This window comes from Sphingobacterium thalpophilum (assembly GCF_038396785.1).
Lineage (GTDB): Bacteria > Bacteroidota > Bacteroidia > Sphingobacteriales > Sphingobacteriaceae > Sphingobacterium > Sphingobacterium thalpophilum_A.
Genome location: NZ_CP151087.1, coordinates 4,858,039 through 4,876,277 on the forward strand (window position 1 = coordinate 4,858,039; position 18,239 = coordinate 4,876,277).

Annotated in this window: 15 protein-coding genes, 3 tRNA genes, 2 rRNA genes and 1 pseudogene; 10 read left to right on the forward strand and 11 right to left on the reverse strand. The window is 41.9% G+C overall.

Going from position 1 to position 18,239, the window contains the following annotated elements:
* The first annotated feature begins 49 nt into the window (after positions 1-49).
* The 5 genes from AACH28_RS21420 to AACH28_RS21440 all read left to right on the forward strand — a co-directional run bounded on the left by AACH28_RS21420 (position 50) and on the right by AACH28_RS21440 (position 7,704).
* Positions 50-123 (forward strand) — tRNA-Ile (locus AACH28_RS21420).
* A gap of 11 nt (positions 124-134) precedes the next feature.
* Positions 135-208 (forward strand) — tRNA-Ala (locus AACH28_RS21425).
* 226 nt (positions 209-434) lie between these two features.
* A 23S ribosomal RNA gene (locus tag AACH28_RS21430) occupies positions 435-3,316 on the forward strand.
* A gap of 138 nt (positions 3,317-3,454) precedes the next feature.
* Positions 3,455-3,566 (forward strand): 5S ribosomal RNA (rrf, locus tag AACH28_RS21435).
* Positions 3,567-3,837: 271 nt separating this feature from the next.
* Positions 3,838-7,704 (forward strand): TIM-barrel domain-containing protein, encoded by a 3,867-nt coding sequence (locus AACH28_RS21440; protein ID WP_341831454.1) that lies wholly within the window; start codon positions 3,838-3,840, stop codon positions 7,702-7,704.
* A gap of 79 nt (positions 7,705-7,783) precedes the next feature.
* On the opposite strand, the gene AACH28_RS21445 is transcribed toward AACH28_RS21440, so the two are convergent.
* The 3 genes from AACH28_RS21445 to AACH28_RS21455 form a co-directional block, all read right to left on the reverse strand.
* A complete protein-coding gene (locus AACH28_RS21445) occupies positions 7,784-8,662 on the reverse strand; it encodes a pirin family protein (protein ID WP_341831455.1) in 879 nt (292 codons plus the stop codon).
* A 129-nt stretch (positions 8,663-8,791) separates the two neighbouring features.
* Positions 8,792-9,106 (reverse strand): hypothetical protein, encoded by a 315-nt coding sequence (locus tag AACH28_RS21450; protein WP_341831456.1) that lies wholly within the window; start codon positions 9,104-9,106, stop codon positions 8,792-8,794.
* Positions 9,107-9,117: 11 nt separating this feature from the next.
* A complete protein-coding gene (locus AACH28_RS21455) occupies positions 9,118-9,540 on the reverse strand; it encodes an OsmC family protein (protein ID WP_341831457.1) in 423 nt (140 codons plus the stop codon).
* 261 nt (positions 9,541-9,801) lie between these two features.
* Here AACH28_RS21455 and AACH28_RS21460 point away from each other — a divergent pair, with 261 nt between their 5' ends.
* The 3 genes and pseudogenes from AACH28_RS21460 (at position 9,802) to AACH28_RS21470 (ending at position 12,889) form a co-directional block, all read left to right on the forward strand.
* Entirely contained in the window at positions 9,802-10,521 is a 720-nt protein-coding gene (locus tag AACH28_RS21460) for an outer membrane beta-barrel protein (protein ID WP_286883048.1), read from the forward strand.
* Positions 10,514-10,726 (forward strand): annotated as a pseudogene (locus AACH28_RS21465) (TMEM175 family protein); the annotation flags it as partial. The gene AACH28_RS21460 and the pseudogene AACH28_RS21465, both read left to right, overlap by 8 nt.
* Positions 10,727-10,864: 138 nt before the next feature.
* Positions 10,865-12,889 (forward strand): glycoside hydrolase domain-containing protein, encoded by a 2,025-nt coding sequence (locus tag AACH28_RS21470; protein ID WP_341833134.1) that lies wholly within the window; start codon positions 10,865-10,867, stop codon positions 12,887-12,889.
* Positions 12,890-13,105: 216 nt separating this feature from the next.
* Here AACH28_RS21470 and AACH28_RS25560 read toward each other — a convergent pair whose 3' ends face one another.
* Both AACH28_RS25560 and AACH28_RS21475 read right to left on the reverse strand, forming a co-directional pair.
* Entirely contained in the window at positions 13,106-13,351 is a 246-nt protein-coding gene (locus AACH28_RS25560) for a helix-turn-helix domain-containing protein (protein ID WP_407073649.1), read from the reverse strand.
* The gene (locus AACH28_RS21475) at positions 13,348-14,001 is read right to left on the reverse strand and encodes an AraC family ligand binding domain-containing protein (protein ID WP_341831458.1); all 654 of its coding nucleotides are present in this window, start codon (positions 13,999-14,001) and stop codon (positions 13,348-13,350) included. Before AACH28_RS21475 ends, AACH28_RS25560 begins: the two co-directional genes overlap by 4 nt.
* Before the next feature lie 126 nt (positions 14,002-14,127).
* Here AACH28_RS21475 and AACH28_RS21480 point away from each other — a divergent pair, with 126 nt between their 5' ends.
* Together AACH28_RS21480 and AACH28_RS25565 are read left to right on the forward strand one after the other, a co-directional pair.
* Complete coding sequence (locus AACH28_RS21480) at positions 14,128-14,583, forward strand: hypothetical protein (protein ID WP_341831459.1); 456 nt, start codon at positions 14,128-14,130, stop codon at positions 14,581-14,583.
* A 44-nt stretch (positions 14,584-14,627) separates the two neighbouring features.
* A complete protein-coding gene (locus AACH28_RS25565; protein ID WP_407073624.1) occupies positions 14,628-14,732 on the forward strand; it encodes a hypothetical protein in 105 nt (34 codons plus the stop codon).
* 640 nt (positions 14,733-15,372) lie between these two features.
* On the opposite strand, the gene AACH28_RS21485 is transcribed toward AACH28_RS25565, so the two are convergent.
* From AACH28_RS21485 to AACH28_RS21510, 6 genes are all read right to left on the reverse strand, one after another.
* A tRNA-Met gene (locus AACH28_RS21485) sits at positions 15,373-15,472 on the reverse strand.
* Between the two features lie 360 nt (positions 15,473-15,832).
* Positions 15,833-16,006: a hypothetical protein gene (locus tag AACH28_RS21490; protein ID WP_341831460.1), complete on the reverse strand. Its 174-nt coding sequence runs from the start codon at positions 16,004-16,006 to the stop codon at positions 15,833-15,835.
* A 116-nt stretch (positions 16,007-16,122) separates the two neighbouring features.
* On the reverse strand, positions 16,123-16,770 hold the full coding sequence (locus tag AACH28_RS21495; protein ID WP_341831461.1) for a phosphatase PAP2 family protein: 648 nt from the start codon (positions 16,768-16,770) through the stop codon (positions 16,123-16,125).
* 133 nt (positions 16,771-16,903) lie between these two features.
* Positions 16,904-17,392 (reverse strand): MgtC/SapB family protein, encoded by a 489-nt coding sequence (locus AACH28_RS21500; protein ID WP_341831462.1) that lies wholly within the window; start codon positions 17,390-17,392, stop codon positions 16,904-16,906.
* A gap of 4 nt (positions 17,393-17,396) precedes the next feature.
* Positions 17,397-17,573 carry a hypothetical protein gene (locus AACH28_RS21505; protein ID WP_341831463.1) on the reverse strand — a complete coding sequence of 59 codons (177 nt, stop codon included), beginning with the start codon at positions 17,571-17,573 and terminating at the stop codon, positions 17,397-17,399.
* Between the two features lie 28 nt (positions 17,574-17,601).
* Positions 17,602-18,180 (reverse strand): HD domain-containing protein, encoded by a 579-nt coding sequence (locus AACH28_RS21510; protein WP_341831464.1) that lies wholly within the window; start codon positions 18,178-18,180, stop codon positions 17,602-17,604.
* Positions 18,181-18,239 lie beyond the last annotated feature (59 nt).

The following is an 18,239-nucleotide window of genomic DNA, read 5'->3' on the forward strand; positions in this document are numbered from 1 at the left end:
CCGCCCCTAAGGGAGCAGGACCGAGAGAAAGAGATGAACAAGATAAGCTAGTCCCGTAGCTCAGTTGGTTAGAGCACTACACTGATAATGTAGGGGTCAGCAGTTCAAATCTGCTCGGGACTACGAAAACGAATGGGGAATTAGCTCAGCTGGCTAGAGCACCTGCCTTGCACGCAGGGGGTCAACGGTTCGAATCCGTTATTCTCCACATCTCCGGTGAAGTATAAAAGATATACATCAATATACCGGAAAAAGAGTTCTTTGACATATTGAAAGAGAAAAAAAATTACAAGAGAAGACAACAGTATAGAGACAATACGTGTATGTGTCTGAAGTAAGGGAGAGACCCTCGGTCAAGGCCGAACGATCCCGAACCTAGCATATGGGTATATATATCAAAAGCAGCCGCATAGTAGCAAAAGGCTATGCCGGTGAAGAAAGTAAATAAGGGCACACGGGGGATGCCTAGGCTCTCAGAGGCGAAGAAGGACGTGATAAGCTGCGATAAGCTTTGGGGATTGGCAAATGCGACTTGATCCAGAGATTTCCGAATGGGGCAACCTGACTATTTGAAGAATAGTCGTATAAAACGCGAACGCGCTGAACTGAAACATCTAAGTAGGCGTAGGAGAAGAAAATAACAATGATTTCCCAAGTAGTGGCGAGCGAACGGGAAAGAGCCCAAACCGATCATGTTACGGCATGGTCGGGGTTGTAGGACCACGAGATTGTACAGCGCTATGAACTGGAAGCAGGTGGGAAACTGCGCGACAAGGGTGAGAGCCCCGTACAGGTAAAGAATGTTGACATAGTGGTATCCTGAGTACCGCGGGACCGGAGAAATCCTGTGGGAATCCACCAGCACCATCTGGTAAGGCTAAATACTCCTGAGAGACCGATAGTGAACCAGTACCGTGAGGGAAAGGTGAAAAGAACCCCGAACAGGGGAGTGAAAAGAACCTGAAACCGTGTGCTTACAAGCGGTTGGAGCAGACAAGTTCTGTGACAGCGTGCCTTTTGCATAATGAGCCTACGAGTTACTCTTGTCTGGCAAGGTTAAGTCCTTCAGGGACGCAGCCGAAGCGAAAGCGAGTCTTAATAGGGCGCATAGTCAGATGAGGTAGACGCGAAACCTTGTGATCTACCCTTGGGCAGGTTGAAGTTGCAGTAACATGTAATGGAGGACCGAACCGATAAACGTTGAAAAGTTTCCGGATGACCTGAGGGTAGGGGTGAAAGGCCAATCAAACTGGGAAATAGCTCGTACTCCCCGAAATGTTTTTAGGAACAGCGTCGGCGTAGAGTTTGATAGAGGTAGAGCTACCGATTGGGTGCGGGGGAGTCAAATCCTACCAAATCCAGACGAACTCCGAATGCTATCAAATATAGCCGGCAGTGAGGCTTTGGGTGCTAAGGTCCAAGGCCGAGAGGGAAAGAACCCAGACCATCAGCTAAGGTCCCCAAATTCGTTCTAAGTTGAACTAACGAGGTCCGGTTGCCCAGACAGCTAGGATGTTGGCTTGGAAGCAGCCATTCATTTAAAGAGTGCGTAACAGCTCACTAGTCGAGCGGCCGGGCGTGGATAATAAACGGGCATCAAGAACGGTACCGAAGCTATGGATTTGCATTGAAAGATATGCATCTGGTAGGGGAGCATTCCATCGCCGGAGAAGCAGTTTGGCAATGAACTGTGGAGGTTATGGAAAAGCAAATGTAGGCATAAGTAACGATAAGGCGGGTGAGAAACCCGCCCACCGAAAGACCAAGGTTTCCTGATCAACGTTAATCGGATCAGGGTCAGTCGGGACCTAAGGCGCACCCGAAGGGGGCAAGCCGATGGACAACTGGTTAATATTCCAGTACTCTTCATAACTGCGATGTGGTGACGGAGTAGTGACACTGCCGCGAACTGACGGAATAGTTCGTTGAAAGGCGTAGGTATAGGGACGGTAGGCAAATCCGCCGACCCTGCTGAAACCCAATAGTACAGCAAAGCTCCGGTGGCGCTGATAGAGCAGGTAAACAGACTTCCAAGAAAACCCGCTAAGCTTCAGGTTATGAAGACCCGTACCGCAAACCGACACAGGTGGTCGAGGAGAGAATCCTAAGGTGCTCGAGTGAGTCATGGCTAAGGAACTCGGCAAAATGGCCCTGTAACTTCGGGAGAAGGGGCGCTGTCTCGTAAGAGCAGCCGCAGTGAAAAGGCCCAGGCGACTGTTTAACAAAAACATATGGCTTTGCAAAATCGCAAGATGAAGTATAAGGCCTGACACCTGCCCGGTGCTGGAAGGTTAAGAGGGGATGTCATCGCAAGAGAAGCATTGAATCGAAGCCCCAGTAAACGGCGGCCGTAACTATAACGGTCCTAAGGTAGCGAAATTCCTTGTCGGGTAAGTTCCGACCTGCACGAATGGTGTAACGATCTGGGCGCTGTCTCAGCCATGAGCTCGGTGAAATTGTGGTATCGGTGAAGACGCCGATTACCCGCAACGGGACGGAAAGACCCCATGCACCTTCACTATAGCTTAACATTGAGATTGGGTACAGGATGTGTAGGATAGGCGGGAGATGTTGAAGTGGCTTCGCCAGGAGTCATGGAATCAACCTTGAAATACCGCCCTTTCTGTATTCGGTTTCTAACTCGGCAATGCCGAGGACATTGTTTGGTGGGTAGTTTGACTGGGGTGGTCGCCTCCAAAAAGGTAACGGAGGCTTTCAAAGGTAAGCTCAGTACGCTTGGTAACCGTACGTGGAGTGCAATGGCATAAGCTTGCTTGACTGTGAGACCGACAAGTCGAACAGGGTCGAAAGACGGACATAGTGATCCGGTGGTTCTGTATGGAAGGGCCATCGCTCAAAGGATAAAAGGTACGCTGGGGATAACAGGCTGATCTCCCCCAAGAGCTCATATCGACGGGGAGGTTTGGCACCTCGATGTCGGCTCGTCACATCCTGGGGCTGGAGAAGGTCCCAAGGGTTGGGCTGTTCGCCCATTAAAGTGGCACGCGAGCTGGGTTCAGAACGTCGCGAGACAGTTCGGTCCCTATCTGTTGTGGGCGTTGGAAGTTTGAGTGGATCTGACCTTAGTACGAGAGGACCGGGTTGGACAGACCTCTGGTGAACCTGTTATGCCGCCAGGTGTACGGCAGGGTAGCTACGTCTGGAATAGATAAGCGCTGAAAGCATCTAAGTGCGAAACTAGCCACGAGATGAGACTTCCTTATAGGGTCGTAGAAGATGACTACGTTGATAGGCCATAGGTGTAAAGGTTGAGAGACCAAAGCCAAGTGGTACTAATAGCCCGAAGCTTTCTCAAGCAGATAACACTGTTGTCTTCCTCTTTAATTTTTAGAAACGAAAAGAATAACAAAAAAGAAACGAACCTCTTTCAATACATATGTCAGTTGGCATGAACAACATGATATTAATATCATAGATCATCCAATAAAGATTTTTAGGTGCCTATATCGGCGGTGTCTACCTCTTCCCATTCCGAACAGAGCAGTCAAGCCCGCCAGAGCCGATGGTATTGCCGTAACAGGTGGGAGAGTAGGTCGGTGCCTTTTTTTACACGGAAGCCCTTGCTGGAAACAGTCAAGGGCTTCTTTCGTTTAAATACTTCCGTATTTCCCTGTACAGGCTATGGCATATCCTCCGCCTATCGGTTATCGCAGCACAGGACCGTCGGTGAGCCCGGTCCATCGGAAGCTGTTCCGCAACCGCCGCTAGCCTGCAACATTATTATTGGACAATCGTTTGCATTCCATAATCCCTTTTTTACTTCGATTTACTATTGTATTATTGTTATGTTAATTTAATGCATTATAAATCATACGCATGAAGATATCTTTTTGGAGCACAAAAGCAAAAGTCAGTTTACTGATGGGATTGGCTTCTCCTTTTATTTTTCAACCCACTCGAGTTGACGCTAAAGTAAGTACGATCAATTATTATAGTACAATAGGTCGCGATCAAGGCAACCGTATTATCACGATTCAGAAAATTAATCCGACAACAGTCGAGATTGTATACGATAATGGTCAACGTCTGACTTTAGATTTCTACGGTAATCATATTTTTAGGATGTTCCAGGATGTTCATGGTGGTATTATCCGTGATCCCGAAGCAAAACCCGAAGCAAAAATATTGGTAGAGCAACCTCGGAAAACAGTCAACGGACTTGAGGTAAAGGATGACGGTAATAAGGTCAGCATCTCCACTAACGATATTCTTTTTTCAATGGATAAACAGACTTCTCAGTTTAGTATCCTCAATCGGAAAAGCAATAAAATTGTCGTTGAAAGCTTAAAACCAATTGTTTTCGAAGAGAAACAAGTAAGCGTTGAATTGAAGGAAAATGCGGATGAATACTTTTTTGGTGGTGGCGTTCAAAATGGGCGTTTTTCACATAAGGGAAAAGTGATTGCAATCGAAAATCAGAACAGCTGGACCGATGGTGGTGTTGCCTCTCCAACCCCTTATTACTGGTCAACCAAAGGATATGGTTTTATGTGGCATACTTTTAAGAAGGGAAGTTATGCCTTTGGAGCCAAAACCCCTGGGACAGTAAAATTGGCGCATGACACAGATTATCTGGATGTCTTTTTTATGATTAATGACGGGATAGTACCCTTGCTCAACGATTTCTATCAATTGACGGGCAACCCAATTCTTCTACCGAAATTTGGTTTGTATGAGGGGCATCTTAATGCCTATAACCGCGATTTTTGGAAAGAAGATGAAAAGGGAATTCTATTTGAAGACGGCAAACGCTATAAAGAAAGTCAAAAGGACAATGGCGGAATCAAAGAATCGCTGAACGGTGAGAAAAACAATTATCAATTTTCGGCCCGCGCTGTAATAGACCGGTATAAAGCACATGATATGCCTTTGGGCTGGATTCTTCCAAATGATGGCTATGGTGCTGGCTATGGCCAAACGGAATCTTTAGATGGAAATATCCGAAATTTGAAAGAGTTTGGTGATTATGCACGTAAGAATGGTGTAGAAATCGGTTTATGGACACAGTCCGATCTCCATCCGAAAGATAGTATAAGTGCATTACTGCAACGTGATATTGTAAAAGAGGTTCGGGATGCGGGTGTAAGAGTCCTAAAAACGGATGTGGCCTGGGTTGGTCCAGGATACTCCTTTGGTCTCAATGGGGTCGCCGATGTGGGACATACTATGCCTTATTATGGTAACAACGCTCGTCCATTTATTATTTCATTGGATGGTTGGGCAGGCACACAGCGCTATGCCGGTATCTGGTCGGGCGACCAGACTGGAGGCGTATGGGAGTATATTCGATTCCATATACCAACATATATTGGCTCGGGACTTTCAGGTCAGCCCAATATTACCTCCGATATGGACGGGATCTTTGGTGGTAAAAATTTTAAGGTCAATATTCGTGATTTTCAATGGAAGACCTGGACACCAATGGAACTCAATATGGATGGCTGGGGATCGAACGAGAAGTACCCACATGCTTTGGGTGAGCCGGCTACTTCTATCAATCGTCTGTATCTGAAATTGAAATCTCAGTTGGTTCCCTATAGCTATAGTGTTGCGAAACAAGCAGTAGATGGACTGCCCATCATTCGTGCTATGTTTTTAGAGCAAGCAAATAGTTATACGCTTGGAAAGGCAACGCAATATCAGTACCTCTATGGTCCAAATTTCCTTGTAGCACCGATTTACCAGGAAACACATGTGGATGAGAAGGGAAATGATATGCGCAACGGTATCTACCTGCCGGATGGTGAATGGATTGATTATTTTACGGGTGAAAAATATAAGGGAGGGCGTATTATCAATAACTTTAATGTGCCTATTTGGAAGCTGCCTGTTTTCGTGAAAAATGGAGCCATTATTCCGGTGACCAACCCAAATAATAATGTGCTGGAAATCAAAAAAGATCAACGTATTTATGAAGTATACCCTTATGGGAACTCCAGTTTCCTGGAATATGATGATGATGGAAAGACAGAGGCTTATCGTTATGGTAAGGGGGCAAATACATCCATAACTTCACAGTCAAACAACAATAAAGTTGTTTTTGCGATAGCTCCAACGCAAGGCGAATTTGACGGCTTTGAGAAAATGAAGTCTACGGAAATTCGTTTCAACGTTAGCAAAGCACCGAAGAAATTGACGGTAAAGGTCAATGGGAAAAATAGCAAACTTAAAGAAGTGAATAGTATAGATGCGTTTAATACTTCTGAAAACGTATATTTCTACGACGCACAACCAAACCTGAATCAGTTTGCAACCAAGGGATCGGAGTTTGAAAAAATACCATTGGTGAAAAATCCGATGTTGTTGGTACGACTAGCCAAACAGGATGTCTCATCGACCGCAATAGAAGTACAATTGGAGGGTTTCGAATATGCTCCTGTTGACAACTATCTGGCTCAGACTGGTGCTTTGACTTCGCCCAAAGCTGTTATCACAGATCAACATACACAAGCATATACCTTAACGCCAACCTGGGAAAAGGTTGCAAATGCAGATTATTATGAAATTGAATTCAATAATCTGATCTATTCGACCATCAAAGACAGTCAATTGCTATTCGAAGGATTGGCCGCGGAAACTGATTACCAGTTTAAAATTAGAGCTGTCAATAAATCTGGTGTTTCAGATTGGAGTACATTTGCCGCAAAGACAAAGGCAAACCCGTTGGAATTTGCCATCGAAGGTATCAAAGCAGAGACTTCTGTGGATAACCAAGGCGGAAATGGTATCAATAAATTGTTCAATTATGATGAGGGGGATATGTGGCATACAAAATGGGGACAGACTGCGGTTCCGTTTGATATGACCTTAGATCTAAAATCTGTTAATCAATTGGATAAGTTTGAGTATCTTCCAAGAACCGATGGCGGAAATGGCATCATTTTAAAAGGAAAGGTATTCTATAGCAACGATAAGGACACCTGGACGGAAGCCGGTAGTTTTGATTGGAAACGTGATGGCGAAATGAAACGTTTTGATTTTGGAACCCATCCGGTGGCCCGATTTGTCAAAATTTCAGTTTCTGAAGCTGTTGGAGGTTTTGGTTCAGGAAGAGAATTATATGTGTTTAAAGTACCAGGATCGTCAAGCTACTTACCGGGCGATATTAATAATGACCGATTGATCGATCATAATGACTTGACTTCCTATATTAACTACACGGGATTGCGACTGGGAGATGGAGATTTTGAAGGTTATGTCAGCAATGGTGATGTCAATAAAAATAATCTGATTGACACTTATGATATTTCCAATGTCGCTGTTGTCATAGAAGGTGGTGCAAAACCAAATAAAGAAGAAAAGGTCAGTGGTAAATTAAAATTGATTCCTTCAAAAACGACCTTAAAATCGGGTGATATTGTGGAGATCAGTGTTAGTGGAGAGAATCTTAAAGCTGTCAATGCACTTAGTTTTGCTCTTCCTTACAATCAAGGCGATTTTGAATATGTCGGTATTGAGTCCGTACATTTAAAAGAGATGAACAATTATAGCAACGATCGTCTTCACACCAATGGAAGTAAGGCTCTGTATGCTACTTTTGTTAATCTAGGCAACAAGGAGACTTTGAATGGCTCTGAAGTTTTATTTAAGATCAAATTGAAAGCAAAACGTAATGTCAACTTCAATCTGAAAGCAATAGATGGCATTTTGGTTGATAAAAAGCTGAATTCCGTTACTTTCTAAAATATAAATAGCCTTAACAAAAAGGGGAGCCTCATAGGCTCCCTTTTTTTGTTAATTGATGTCTAAATAGTGCACCTAATTAGTCCAATATCATACTGAGATCCATCAGTAGTATTTCAGTATCTGCTGAGGTCACTTTCAGGTTAATTTCAGCGACATCCCATATTCCAAAGCCATCTCTGCTTTCTAATTCTTGTCCTTCGACAGTAACACTACCTTTTATTACAAAAACATATACACCATTTCTTGCCTTTTTGATCTGGTATTTTGTTTGGACGTCCTTGTCAAAATGCCCCATGGAAAACCAGGCATCCTGATGGATCCATACACCCTCGTCTTCTGGATTTGGAGAAAGAATTTGCTGGAATTTATTCTGTCTTTGTGTTATATCCAATGTAATTTGATCGTATCGGGGGCTCACATTCCGTTGATTAGGGTACACCCAAATTTGAAGAAACTTGACTACCTGATCGGTGTTTTTATTATATTCACTGTGTATGATGCCTGTTCCGGCGCTCATGACCTGAATATCTCCCTTCCGGATAATAGCTTTGTTACCCATGCTGTCTTCATGTTGCAAATCACCTTCCAAAGGGATACTGATGATTTCCATATTGTCGTGAGGGTGTTTGCCAAAACCTCTTCCTTCAGCCACCATATCATCATTTAGTACACGTAACACGCCAAAGTGCATACGTTCGGGGTTGTGATAATTGGCGAAGCTAAACGTATGATTGCTATCTAACCAGCCATGATTTGCATGACCGCGTGTAGCCGCTTTGTGGAGGACACTATGGTTTTCCAATTTGTCTGAATTATAGTTTACAGCTTCGGCATCCAGCGTTTCAAGCGGCTCTATCTCGTCAATATCATTCTTCAAGATATCAGCTGAAGACACTGTTGATGCAAATATCCCGGAACCCAAAAGTCCCTTTTTTATAAAGTTCTGTCTGTTCATGATTCTATTATTTAGTATCCAAAATTAGCCTATTAGCCGCCGATTTCTATTGATCTAGTTCAATAAAGAAAGAGTTTTAACGGTTTTCGGTTGTTTTTCTAGGACGCTATTGCTATGGCCCGTGCTTTATTAAATGGAGCGTAAGTCTGGAAAAAGACTATAGACTTCATTTTTTAGAAGCCCACTTCCACCGCCATAATGTTTGATCAGACCAATCGGATAAGTGAGCCGCGTAAGGTGATCTGTTATTATACGCTCTTCCTGAGGAGAGAGTCCTGAACTCAATAACAAAACATCTACAGGGACGTCAATAAGCTGTTTTTTACAGGCATCCAAATCGTATTGTATCGTTGCATTCCAGTTGGGCGTGTTTTCAATGATTCTCTTGAGCGTGAGGAGAATTTCTTCATTTTTACCAAATATGAGAAAGGTTAAGATTTTCATGATGTTCTTGTTTAAGGATTTGTCCTGATGAGCGTATTGACAATGGCATTTCCCTTTAAAATTTTTGAAATGGGACATTCTTCGGCAATTTGTTGCAGGCGTTCTCGGGTATCCTCTGCTAAGATTTGTCCAAAAGCTATCTCGCGATCAAAATATGTAACCACCTGTCCTTTTTCAATTTTGAGGTACATATTTGAACTGACTGAAATTTCTGGAATATCAAGCCCTTTTTTATCGATGTACATGCGTAAAGTAGCTAAGGTACAAGATACAAGCGATGAAATCAGAAGGGTGTAGGGGTCAGGCCCAAGATCTCTGCCGCCAAGTTTTTCAGGTTCATCCGTAATAAATTCTCCATTTCTCCATTGTATGGTGGTCTTATATTTCTGCTCAGTAATATGGCCAAGGATAGGGTTTTCCAATATATATTTCATACGGATTATTCTTTTGTTTGTAATACAACAAAAATAAGCCTGAATTGATTCATTTCCATTGATGTAGTTCAATAAATATAGTCATATTGTCTCCTGATATTTTTTTATTGGCTGATAAGATTGATGGATTTCCGCTGATGAATACAGCTTATCGTTACAGAAAAAATAAAGGTTGGAGTAAGTTGAATCACATAAATTTTCTTACTTTTAACAATCAAATTCGCTCAATTTTTTAAAGGATTTTAATTTAATATTTCGGTTATGATGAAGAGATTTTTACTTGTCGGACTTTTTGCTGGTATAACCCATTTTATGGCTTTCTCGCAATCGCACGAACTACGTGTGGGTGTCACCTCCGGTGTGTCCAATTTTACGGGATCGGGAACCGAAGCAAAGAGTACGTTGAATGGATCTACACAACAGGACTATTATACCAATAATCCTTATGGAAAAAAATATGGAATCAATATTGGTGGCGCTTTAAACTACCGTTATGTTTTTGCCAACAACCTAATATTAGGTTTAGAGGGTGCATATGAACGATTGCAGACAAAGATTGATTTGGAAGGCAATGAGTTTATGAATGGAAGCCGTGGTCAGACCCGTCTAAATCAACAATTTATCAATTTTAATCCTTTTGTTGGCTATCGTGTCTTTTTTGAACCGATGACAATGGATATTCAGTTGGGTATGGATATTGCCAAAACGCTGAGTATCAAAGAAAATGGTAGCATTGAAGATAAACAGGGGAATAAAACAAGTTTTGATCGTGATAGAGGCAAGGTTATCGATTTGGATCTACGCCCGCGTTTACAGTTTAATGTAAATTATGACCGTTATACCATGTTTGCCGGTTATTCATGGGGCCTAAAAGACTACCGTAGTGGAATGTTGGGCGGCGATCCTGGTGTGGCGCGATTAAATGTATTCCGTTTAGGCCTGCAGTATCAGCTATTAACCCCGATCTTCAAAAATGACTAAAGGCAGGTTAGAAGCATTCAGTGATGGCGTTTTGGCCATCATTATAACGATTATGGTACTTGAATTATAAGTACCTGAAGGATTTACTTTTGCTAGCCTTAAACCATTATATCCTAAAGTTATCTCCTATATCGTTAGTTTTGTTTACGTTGGACTGTACTGGTATAATCACCATCATCTCTTTCAAATTGTTCGAAAAGTTCTCGAAGAATTAATAAATAAAAAACATCAGGCGCTGAAAAAAATAGTTGTTTGCTATGGCCAAGAACTGTATAGGTTAGCTTTTCGTATCGTGAAAAATCAGTTTGCGCCCTTTATACATATGAAAAATAATAGACTATATATGAAAAAATTACTGCTGTCTTTGATGCTCTGTTATGCTACAATTGCTGGAGCGCAGACCGATCGTGTAAACGTCTTCTTGGGATCTTCCGGCGACCACGGCCAGCTTTCACCAGCGGCTTCTTCTCCTTTCCATCAATTGAGCATTGTGCCTTATACTAATCCGGGAACGCATACGGGCTATGAGCATCTTGCCAAGGAAATTAAAGGCTTTACACACAATCGCCTTGAGGGAGTAGGTTGTATGGGCAGTGGTGGACTGATCCTTATTAGACCATTTATAAAAAATGATACAAAGCCGCTGAATAAAATTGACGAGCACGCCCAACCTGGGTATTATGCTTTAAAAACCGCAGAGGGTATTCAAGTTGAAGTGGTTGTGAATAATGATTTTGGTCGTGAACAATATACTTTTCCCGTGGGTAGGAAAGGTTTTTTTATTGATTTGGGGCATGCTTTCAATGGCGCTTTTGTTGACAATGAATTTACACAGGAGGGTAATCTGCTATTTGGTAAAGTACGTGCAAAAACGACCTGCCATGTGGGAACATATACCATTTATTATGCGCTGGAAATTCCTACAGCGAGCGGATGGCGAAACGAGGGGAACAAAATCTGGGTAGACTTGAAGGAGGAAAGCTTTATAGCAGACGTCAATATTGCATTTTCGGCTGTGGATCAACAGGACGCAAAAAAGACACTTGCAGAATATGATAAGCTAGATTTTTCAACGGTAAAAAAACGTGCAGCTGATCGTTGGAAAACTGCTCTGTCGGTATTGCAGGTAAAGGGCGATTCGGATAAGGTAGATTTATTCTATTCCTTGCTCTACCGCAGTTTACAATCTCCTTATGTTATCAGCGATGAGCAGGGAAATTTTAGGGGAACAGACGGGAAAATACATCGTTCCAAAGAAATACGTTATCATGGATGGGCAATTTGGGACAATTATAAAACACAACTACCGCTTTTGGAGCTGATAGATACTGAAATGTATCAGGGCGTTGTCTCCTCAATTGCAGACCTGTACCGTTATGGAAAATTTGACTTTGCTGGAGCTCATGAACCAGCAAATTCGGTCCGGACAGAACATGCCGCTGTCGTTCTTTTGGATGCGGTCAAGAAAGGATATCGGGTCGATATTGATGGAATAAAAGATTCGTTAATACACGATACCCTTCGCTATGATTTTAAGAAACCGGACAAGTACCTTGAAGCATGTTATGATATGTGGGCAATGTCCAAGCTTTTTCCGCAGAACAGCAAAACCTATCTGGGGCGAGCAAAATCATATCAGGCAATTTGGAATAAAGATTTTAAAGATCTGACCAAACGGGATGTCGACCGTATGTCGGCACGGGATATGTATCAGGGAACAATTAGGCAATATCGTTGGAATGTACCTTTTGATGTTATGGGATTAAGAAAGCTAGCAGGTGGTGAGGAAAACTTTACACAGCAACTGGATGAGTTTTATGACGGTTATTATTTCAATAGGGCGAATGAACCGGATATGCAATCGCTGACCTTATATAATGCGAGTAAGACCCCTTGGCGCTATCAGGAGTGGATACATCGAATAGCATTGGACACCATCATACAATATTACTTTAATGACAATAGTCGTGGAATCGGAGCACATATCGACCGGATCTATAAAAATGAGCCTAAAGCCTTTGTAAGAACCATGGACGACGATGCTGGTGCTATGTCGAGCTGGTGGGTGCTTTCTGCGATCGGATTGCAACAACCTTTGGTCGGGGAACCTGTTTTTTATATCAGCGTGCCATTTTTTGATCAAATCAGATTGGAAAATAAAGAGAATCCACTGACCATTGAGGTGCCGAATCGAAGCGACAAAACGCGTTATATCAAATCGATTAAGTTGAATGGAAGGGATTTGAAGAGGTTATGGATCACACATGAAGAGCTTAGAAAGGGAGGGACGCTACAGATTGAATCGTCGGAAATACCAACTGATTATGGAAGGGATGATCCTTGGATAAGTCACATAGAAAACAATTAAACATGAGTTGATCAGAGATTGTAGACTAAATTGGCGTTTTTTACTACTTGGAGATTTAAATATACTGACCATACAGATTTGAAAATCGATGACCAGTTAATTTGCTCCAGAATAGAATAACCTCATGCTAAAATAATGCAGTTACAAAATTTGCGATAAAAACTACGAAACTCAATAGTTGTTAATATCAAAGTACGATTGATCAGAGAGTCAGCGTTATTTGGCTACTTTTATTTGAGGTATTGAATCTGCGATTGGAGAGATCAAGACTGTATTTTCAAGGTGTAAATTTCTATATACTTTTGGGGTCAGACCTTTATGGTTTTTAAAAAATTTGTTTAAATGGCTTTCATCGGTAAAACCAAATTCATATACGATCTGCGATAGTGAAACGGTCGGAACAGTTAATCGAGTTTGAATTAAGTTTATGCGGTATTCGTTGACATAATTTCGATAACTTATACCAAACTTTTTTTGAAATAATCACTGAAATAACTATTTGCAATAGAGAAGTGAGCGGCGATGTTTTTAATCTGAATAATTGACGGTTGGTAAATATGTTGATGTATGAAGGAAATGAGCTCTTCTTTACCGGGCTGACCATTGTCAATTCTTATATGAAGTTTAGCAGCAGCTTCGCTAATTAAGACTAAGATCGATCGTATCTGATAAAATATGAGCGCTGAACGAGAGATATCCTTCGAAAATTTGTACAATACTATATTCTCAATAATATTTCGAAGTATAGCATTGGGAGGTTCATCTATTTTTAATTTCACTTCCTTTAATAACTTATTCTTCATTATTCGGACAGGTTCATATAAATTGAAATTATCTACTGTATGCTGTGAGTGTTCTGACAGATATAAGTCTGTGAACTTTATAAATGTGAAGTGAGTACTTTTGTTTATCTTAAAATAATGTTCGTCTTCTGGACTTATTATAAACAGATCTCCTTCCCCATATTGAAACCTATTATTGTTCAGTAAATGAATGCCACTACCTTTGTGGATATAAACCAGTTCATAATAAGTATGGCTATGAAGCGGTAAATGAAAAGTCTTTTCTTCATAATCATGAATAACGAGTTGATCAAACTGTATTTTCTTCATTTTAAAAAGTGCTTACGATAAAAATACAAAAAATACCTTTAAATATACCTGGGCGTGGCGCCGGTAATATGCAATCTTTGTAATAGAAGATTTATCATTTTGTATCAATTACTTTATTTCACATTTATGCAAGATAACATTGATTTTTTGCCTTTTATTACGGGCTCTTTTGCCAAACCAGCTTCTGAGAATCCAACTGTAATGATGATTGAAGCAGCTTATAGATATCACAGTATCAACGCTCGTTATCTGAATTGCGAGGTTGAGCCTATGCATCTGGCAGATGCTATCAAAGGAGCAAAAGCCATGGGATGGATTGGTTTCAATTGTTCTATTCCACACAAAATAGCGGTCGTTCCATATCTTGATGAATTAGGAAGCTCTGCACGATTGATAGGTGCGGTTAATACTGTAGTTAGAAGGGGGGACCTTTGGATAGGTGAGAATACAGATGGAAAAGGATTTTTAAAAGCGCTAGAAATTATTGAAGATCCTAAGGGCAAGTGTATTACAATATTTGGTGCTGGAGGAGCTGCTCGCGCAATTGCAGTTGAATTGGCGTTAGCGATACTCATTTTATAAGAACCGCTCGAGAAAAGGGATGTAGCGTTTTAAATGGTCTTAGTATGCTCGTTAATCAAGGCAGAATAGCAATTAAATATTGGATGGATATGGACGTCGAGCCTTCTGTTATGCATTCAGCGTTGGCCAATGTTTTAAAAATACACTAATGATCAAATTTAAACGTGTAGATCATATACTCATAAGTGTTCCTTTAGGCCGGCTAGCTTCAGCGCAAAGGTTTTATGCTGAGATATTGCGTTTGAATCAAATCCTTGGTAATCATCCCAGGGGGGGCTATTTGGTTTGAAATCGGAGATATCCAGCTTCATATTCGTGAAGAAAAGTACCATCAAACAAATTCTGATATACATCCTGCGTTTGAAGTTTTCGACTTATCCCATGCTAAATTATTTTTGAAGAATCAGAATATAATCGTAAAATACTCGTCCAAGATAGATGGTCGAGAACGATGTTTTTTTCGAGATCCATTCGGAAATAGGTTTGAATTGATCGAATATCTAAGGTGCTAATATAGTGTAAACTTTACAGAAAAGGTATTATTTCCACGTCGTAGGTACCATCTGATTTCTTGTGGTGTTCATAAACTTTTGCGCTGACGGTTGCTATAGTTTTTTCTTTAGCAGGTGAAAAATCCCGTTAGATATCTTTTTACGTGAAGTTCAATAAAAAACTATGCAAAACGGGCCGAAATGGTGTGATTCTCCTAGACCTTTACATCGTAGGAAAATGATGCGTAGAAACGAAAAAAGTCGCTTTTCTATATAGAAAAGCGACTTTTTTGTTCTGTGCTCCCACCTGGGCTCGAACCAGGGACCAAAAGATTATGAGTCTTCTACTCTGACCATCCTACATGGGACGAAAATCTTCGTTTCTGACTTACAGAAGCAATATAACGACTAATTTTCAAATCACAAAATTTTGTTCCGTAACGTATCCGTAACGGTTTCTCACCAAAACATAACTTTCCCACTTTTCTTTTCTGACATATATTTTTCATCCTTGAACCCTATTCTTTTACGGTATTGGACATCAAAAATATTTCCCAAGTCTGCTGTCGTAAATTGTATCTTGAATATCTATATGTTTATGGCTAATTACACCATTTAAACGTATGGCAGTTGGCTTGATGCCTCCCATTGACAGTCTCTGCTCCAGTTCTTTCATGCTACATTTATTGTTCAATAAGATGCCAATTTAATTATTGTCAGGCACAGTGTAGCATAAAAGCTACGTTAACTCTATTTCTTTATGGAATAATCAGGCACGTATAAACGATATAAGTGATCAACAGAGCCAGCAGTGCTAGTATTTCCAGGTACATTTTTGCAACAAAACTGAAAACCGTGGGCCGTTCATTTTTTTCGATAATGGTATCATCCTTTTCCTGTTCCTGCACCCTGTCTTTTTTATTCTTCACCATAGGCTCCCAAAATTCTTATCACCCCTGTACCGGCAAGGGCATTATATTTCTTTTTACAACTGTTTGGCAGGATTAGTTCCAGAAAGCTAATCACATAAACCTAGATATTTTTATGATCAGAAAACTGCCCTTAAAGCCAGTCCATAACTGCCATGGTTGTAGGTGGGGAAAGCCATCGCATTGGACTTCTGTTTTTTTGTGAACAGTTTCCTGACCTTAGGATAAAGCAAATAAGCCGCTTCGGTCGACAATATGCCTACGCCCGCACCTGCAACTACATCACTCAGCCAATGTTTATTATTATACATTCTAAAATACCCTACCACTGCCGCCGAGGTATATCCCGTTATACCGTAAGCAATTGACCTGTCGCCATATTCCCTTCTCAGGAACTCGGCAGATGCAAATGCTTCGGCAGTATGGCCCGAAGGAAATGAGTTCGATGTACCATCCGGACGCGTCACCGAGGTGATGTTCTTTACCCCCTGACAAAAAACGTTCAGGAACAGGTTGGACAAAAGGTATACGCCACTCTGATCAACGATATTGTTCTTGCCCTTGACCCCTGCGGCACTCAGTGCAAAAACGGCAGCTCCAGGTGCAAACTGGAGGTAATCATCGAAGGTTGCCTTGCTATGGGGATGCTCCTGGGAGAACTCGTATTTTGCCTTTCTGTCTACATCACCTAGTGTATGGCTGCCCAGGCTCACAAATCCATAGCCAATAGCCGCTGAAGGAAGGACAATAATAAAAAGATTATGCATTCTCTTGCTTTGTTTTATAGTCCTGACCTCCGTGGTATCAATCTCCTGGGTCACTATGGTCTGTTGTTGGGCAAAGCCCCTACCGTAGCAGAGCATTGCTGCCAGGGTAAGCCAAAAAATCCTCATGCCCATCTTAAAACTGGTCATCATGATTGTCACTTTTATGCTTTTCCTGTACTTTCTTCTTCCATTTGAGGTACCATTGCTGATGGTGCAGTACCAATAGGAAATAGACCCCTGCGGCGGCAAGTACCGCGATGGCAACCATCTTAAGGCCAACGGCCACTCCGATGCCGGCCGTGCACCATATAGTAGCAGCGGTTGTCAGCCCTTGCGAACTGTTGGTCTTATCGTTCTTATAGATAATTCCCGCCCCGAGGAAACCTATGCCCACCAGGATATTGGCGATGATTCTTGATGCCGCCGCCGTATCCCCCATATGTTCGCCTATAGCTGTGAATAGTGTAGCACCAAGGCAAACTGCGGCATAGGTCCTTATTCCGGCACTGTTGCCATGCTTTTCACGGTCTAGGCCTATCCATGCACCGAGCAAAAAAGCAATCAGCAGCCTTAGTGCGACGCTTATTTCATTATCCAGATCCATTGAGTTGATCAGTCCCATAATTTTAACCCTCCATTTCCAGGGACCATTCCTTAGCCTGCCTGATGGCCTCTTCTACAATTGATAGTTCTTTTATATTGCCCTCGCTTTTAAGTCGATTGGCGATCTCTATAGCCTTCTCCCTAGTTTTGGGTTCTAGTTCCTCCATTTCAAGCGGATATTGTTCCAATGTCCATTTCATGTCTTTTAGTTTTGATTGTGAATTGATATCATTTACCTTCAATGCGTGATCTTAATATATCTATGTTGCGCTGTTTGCCAGCCTCCAGCCTTTCCCTGCAATAAGTGGTAAAGAAACGGTGCCATGTCAAAAAGTCCAATGTTGCCTCATCCCATCCCGGTTCCACGACTAAGCCACGGAGCTGAAGTTCCTCTTTGAGCATTGGATCCGTTGTGAGAAATTCTTTAGTCCCCAAGTTATATGTATCTGCGTCACAGATGATCTCATGTAGCAGATTTTCAGGCGAGTGAGGAATCCGAGTGGCCATAATGCATCCACTAATGTCCCTTATTTTTTCCTTGGCTAGTTCCTGGGGGGCCAAAAAATCCTCCATGATCGCTACACTCATTTGCTCATGTCCTACAGGACCGCAAAACAGCTGGCCAGTGTCATGGAACCATGCTGCGGCCAGAACAAAACGCTCAGTTGCACCCAAGCTGTAGAAAGATGCTATTTCCAACGCCCTAGTGGCAACCAGCCTAGTATGGGCAAGATTATGGTAGAGCAGTGTGCTGCTGGCATGTTTTGCGAAAAGGTTGGCAACATATCCTGCAACCAGCCGACCCAAAAGGTCCAATCTGTTTTCAAAAGTGCTCATTGCTGCCAGTGCTTTACAAAAAAATGCCT

Excerpts from the sequence above, each read along its gene's own strand:
- AACH28_RS21440 (WP_341831454.1), top strand. The coding sequence starts at position 3,838 with ATGAAGATATCTTTTTGGAGCACAAAAGCAAAAGTCAGTTTACTGATG.
- AACH28_RS21445 (WP_341831455.1), bottom strand. The coding sequence starts at position 8,662 with ATGAACAGACAGAACTTTATAAAAAAGGGACTTTTGGGTTCCGGGATA.
- AACH28_RS21450 (WP_341831456.1), bottom strand. The coding sequence starts at position 9,106 with ATGAAAATCTTAACCTTTCTCATATTTGGTAAAAATGAAGAAATTCTC.
- AACH28_RS21455 (WP_341831457.1), bottom strand. The coding sequence starts at position 9,540 with ATGAAATATATATTGGAAAACCCTATCCTTGGCCATATTACTGAGCAG.
- AACH28_RS21460 (WP_286883048.1), top strand. The coding sequence starts at position 9,802 with ATGATGAAGAGATTTTTACTTGTCGGACTTTTTGCTGGTATAACCCAT.
- AACH28_RS21470 (WP_341833134.1), top strand. The coding sequence starts at position 10,865 with ATGAAAAAATTACTGCTGTCTTTGATGCTCTGTTATGCTACAATTGCT.
- AACH28_RS21475 (WP_341831458.1), bottom strand. The coding sequence starts at position 14,001 with ATGAAGAAAATACAGTTTGATCAACTCGTTATTCATGATTATGAAGAA.
- AACH28_RS21480 (WP_341831459.1), top strand. The coding sequence starts at position 14,128 with ATGCAAGATAACATTGATTTTTTGCCTTTTATTACGGGCTCTTTTGCC.
- AACH28_RS25565 (WP_407073624.1), top strand. The coding sequence starts at position 14,628 with ATGCTCGTTAATCAAGGCAGAATAGCAATTAAATATTGGATGGATATG.
- AACH28_RS21490 (WP_341831460.1), bottom strand. The coding sequence starts at position 16,006 with ATGGTGAAGAATAAAAAAGACAGGGTGCAGGAACAGGAAAAGGATGAT.
- AACH28_RS21495 (WP_341831461.1), bottom strand. The coding sequence starts at position 16,770 with ATGCATAATCTTTTTATTATTGTCCTTCCTTCAGCGGCTATTGGCTAT.
- AACH28_RS21500 (WP_341831462.1), bottom strand. The coding sequence starts at position 17,392 with ATGGGACTGATCAACTCAATGGATCTGGATAATGAAATAAGCGTCGCA.
- AACH28_RS21505 (WP_341831463.1), bottom strand. The coding sequence starts at position 17,573 with ATGAAATGGACATTGGAACAATATCCGCTTGAAATGGAGGAACTAGAA.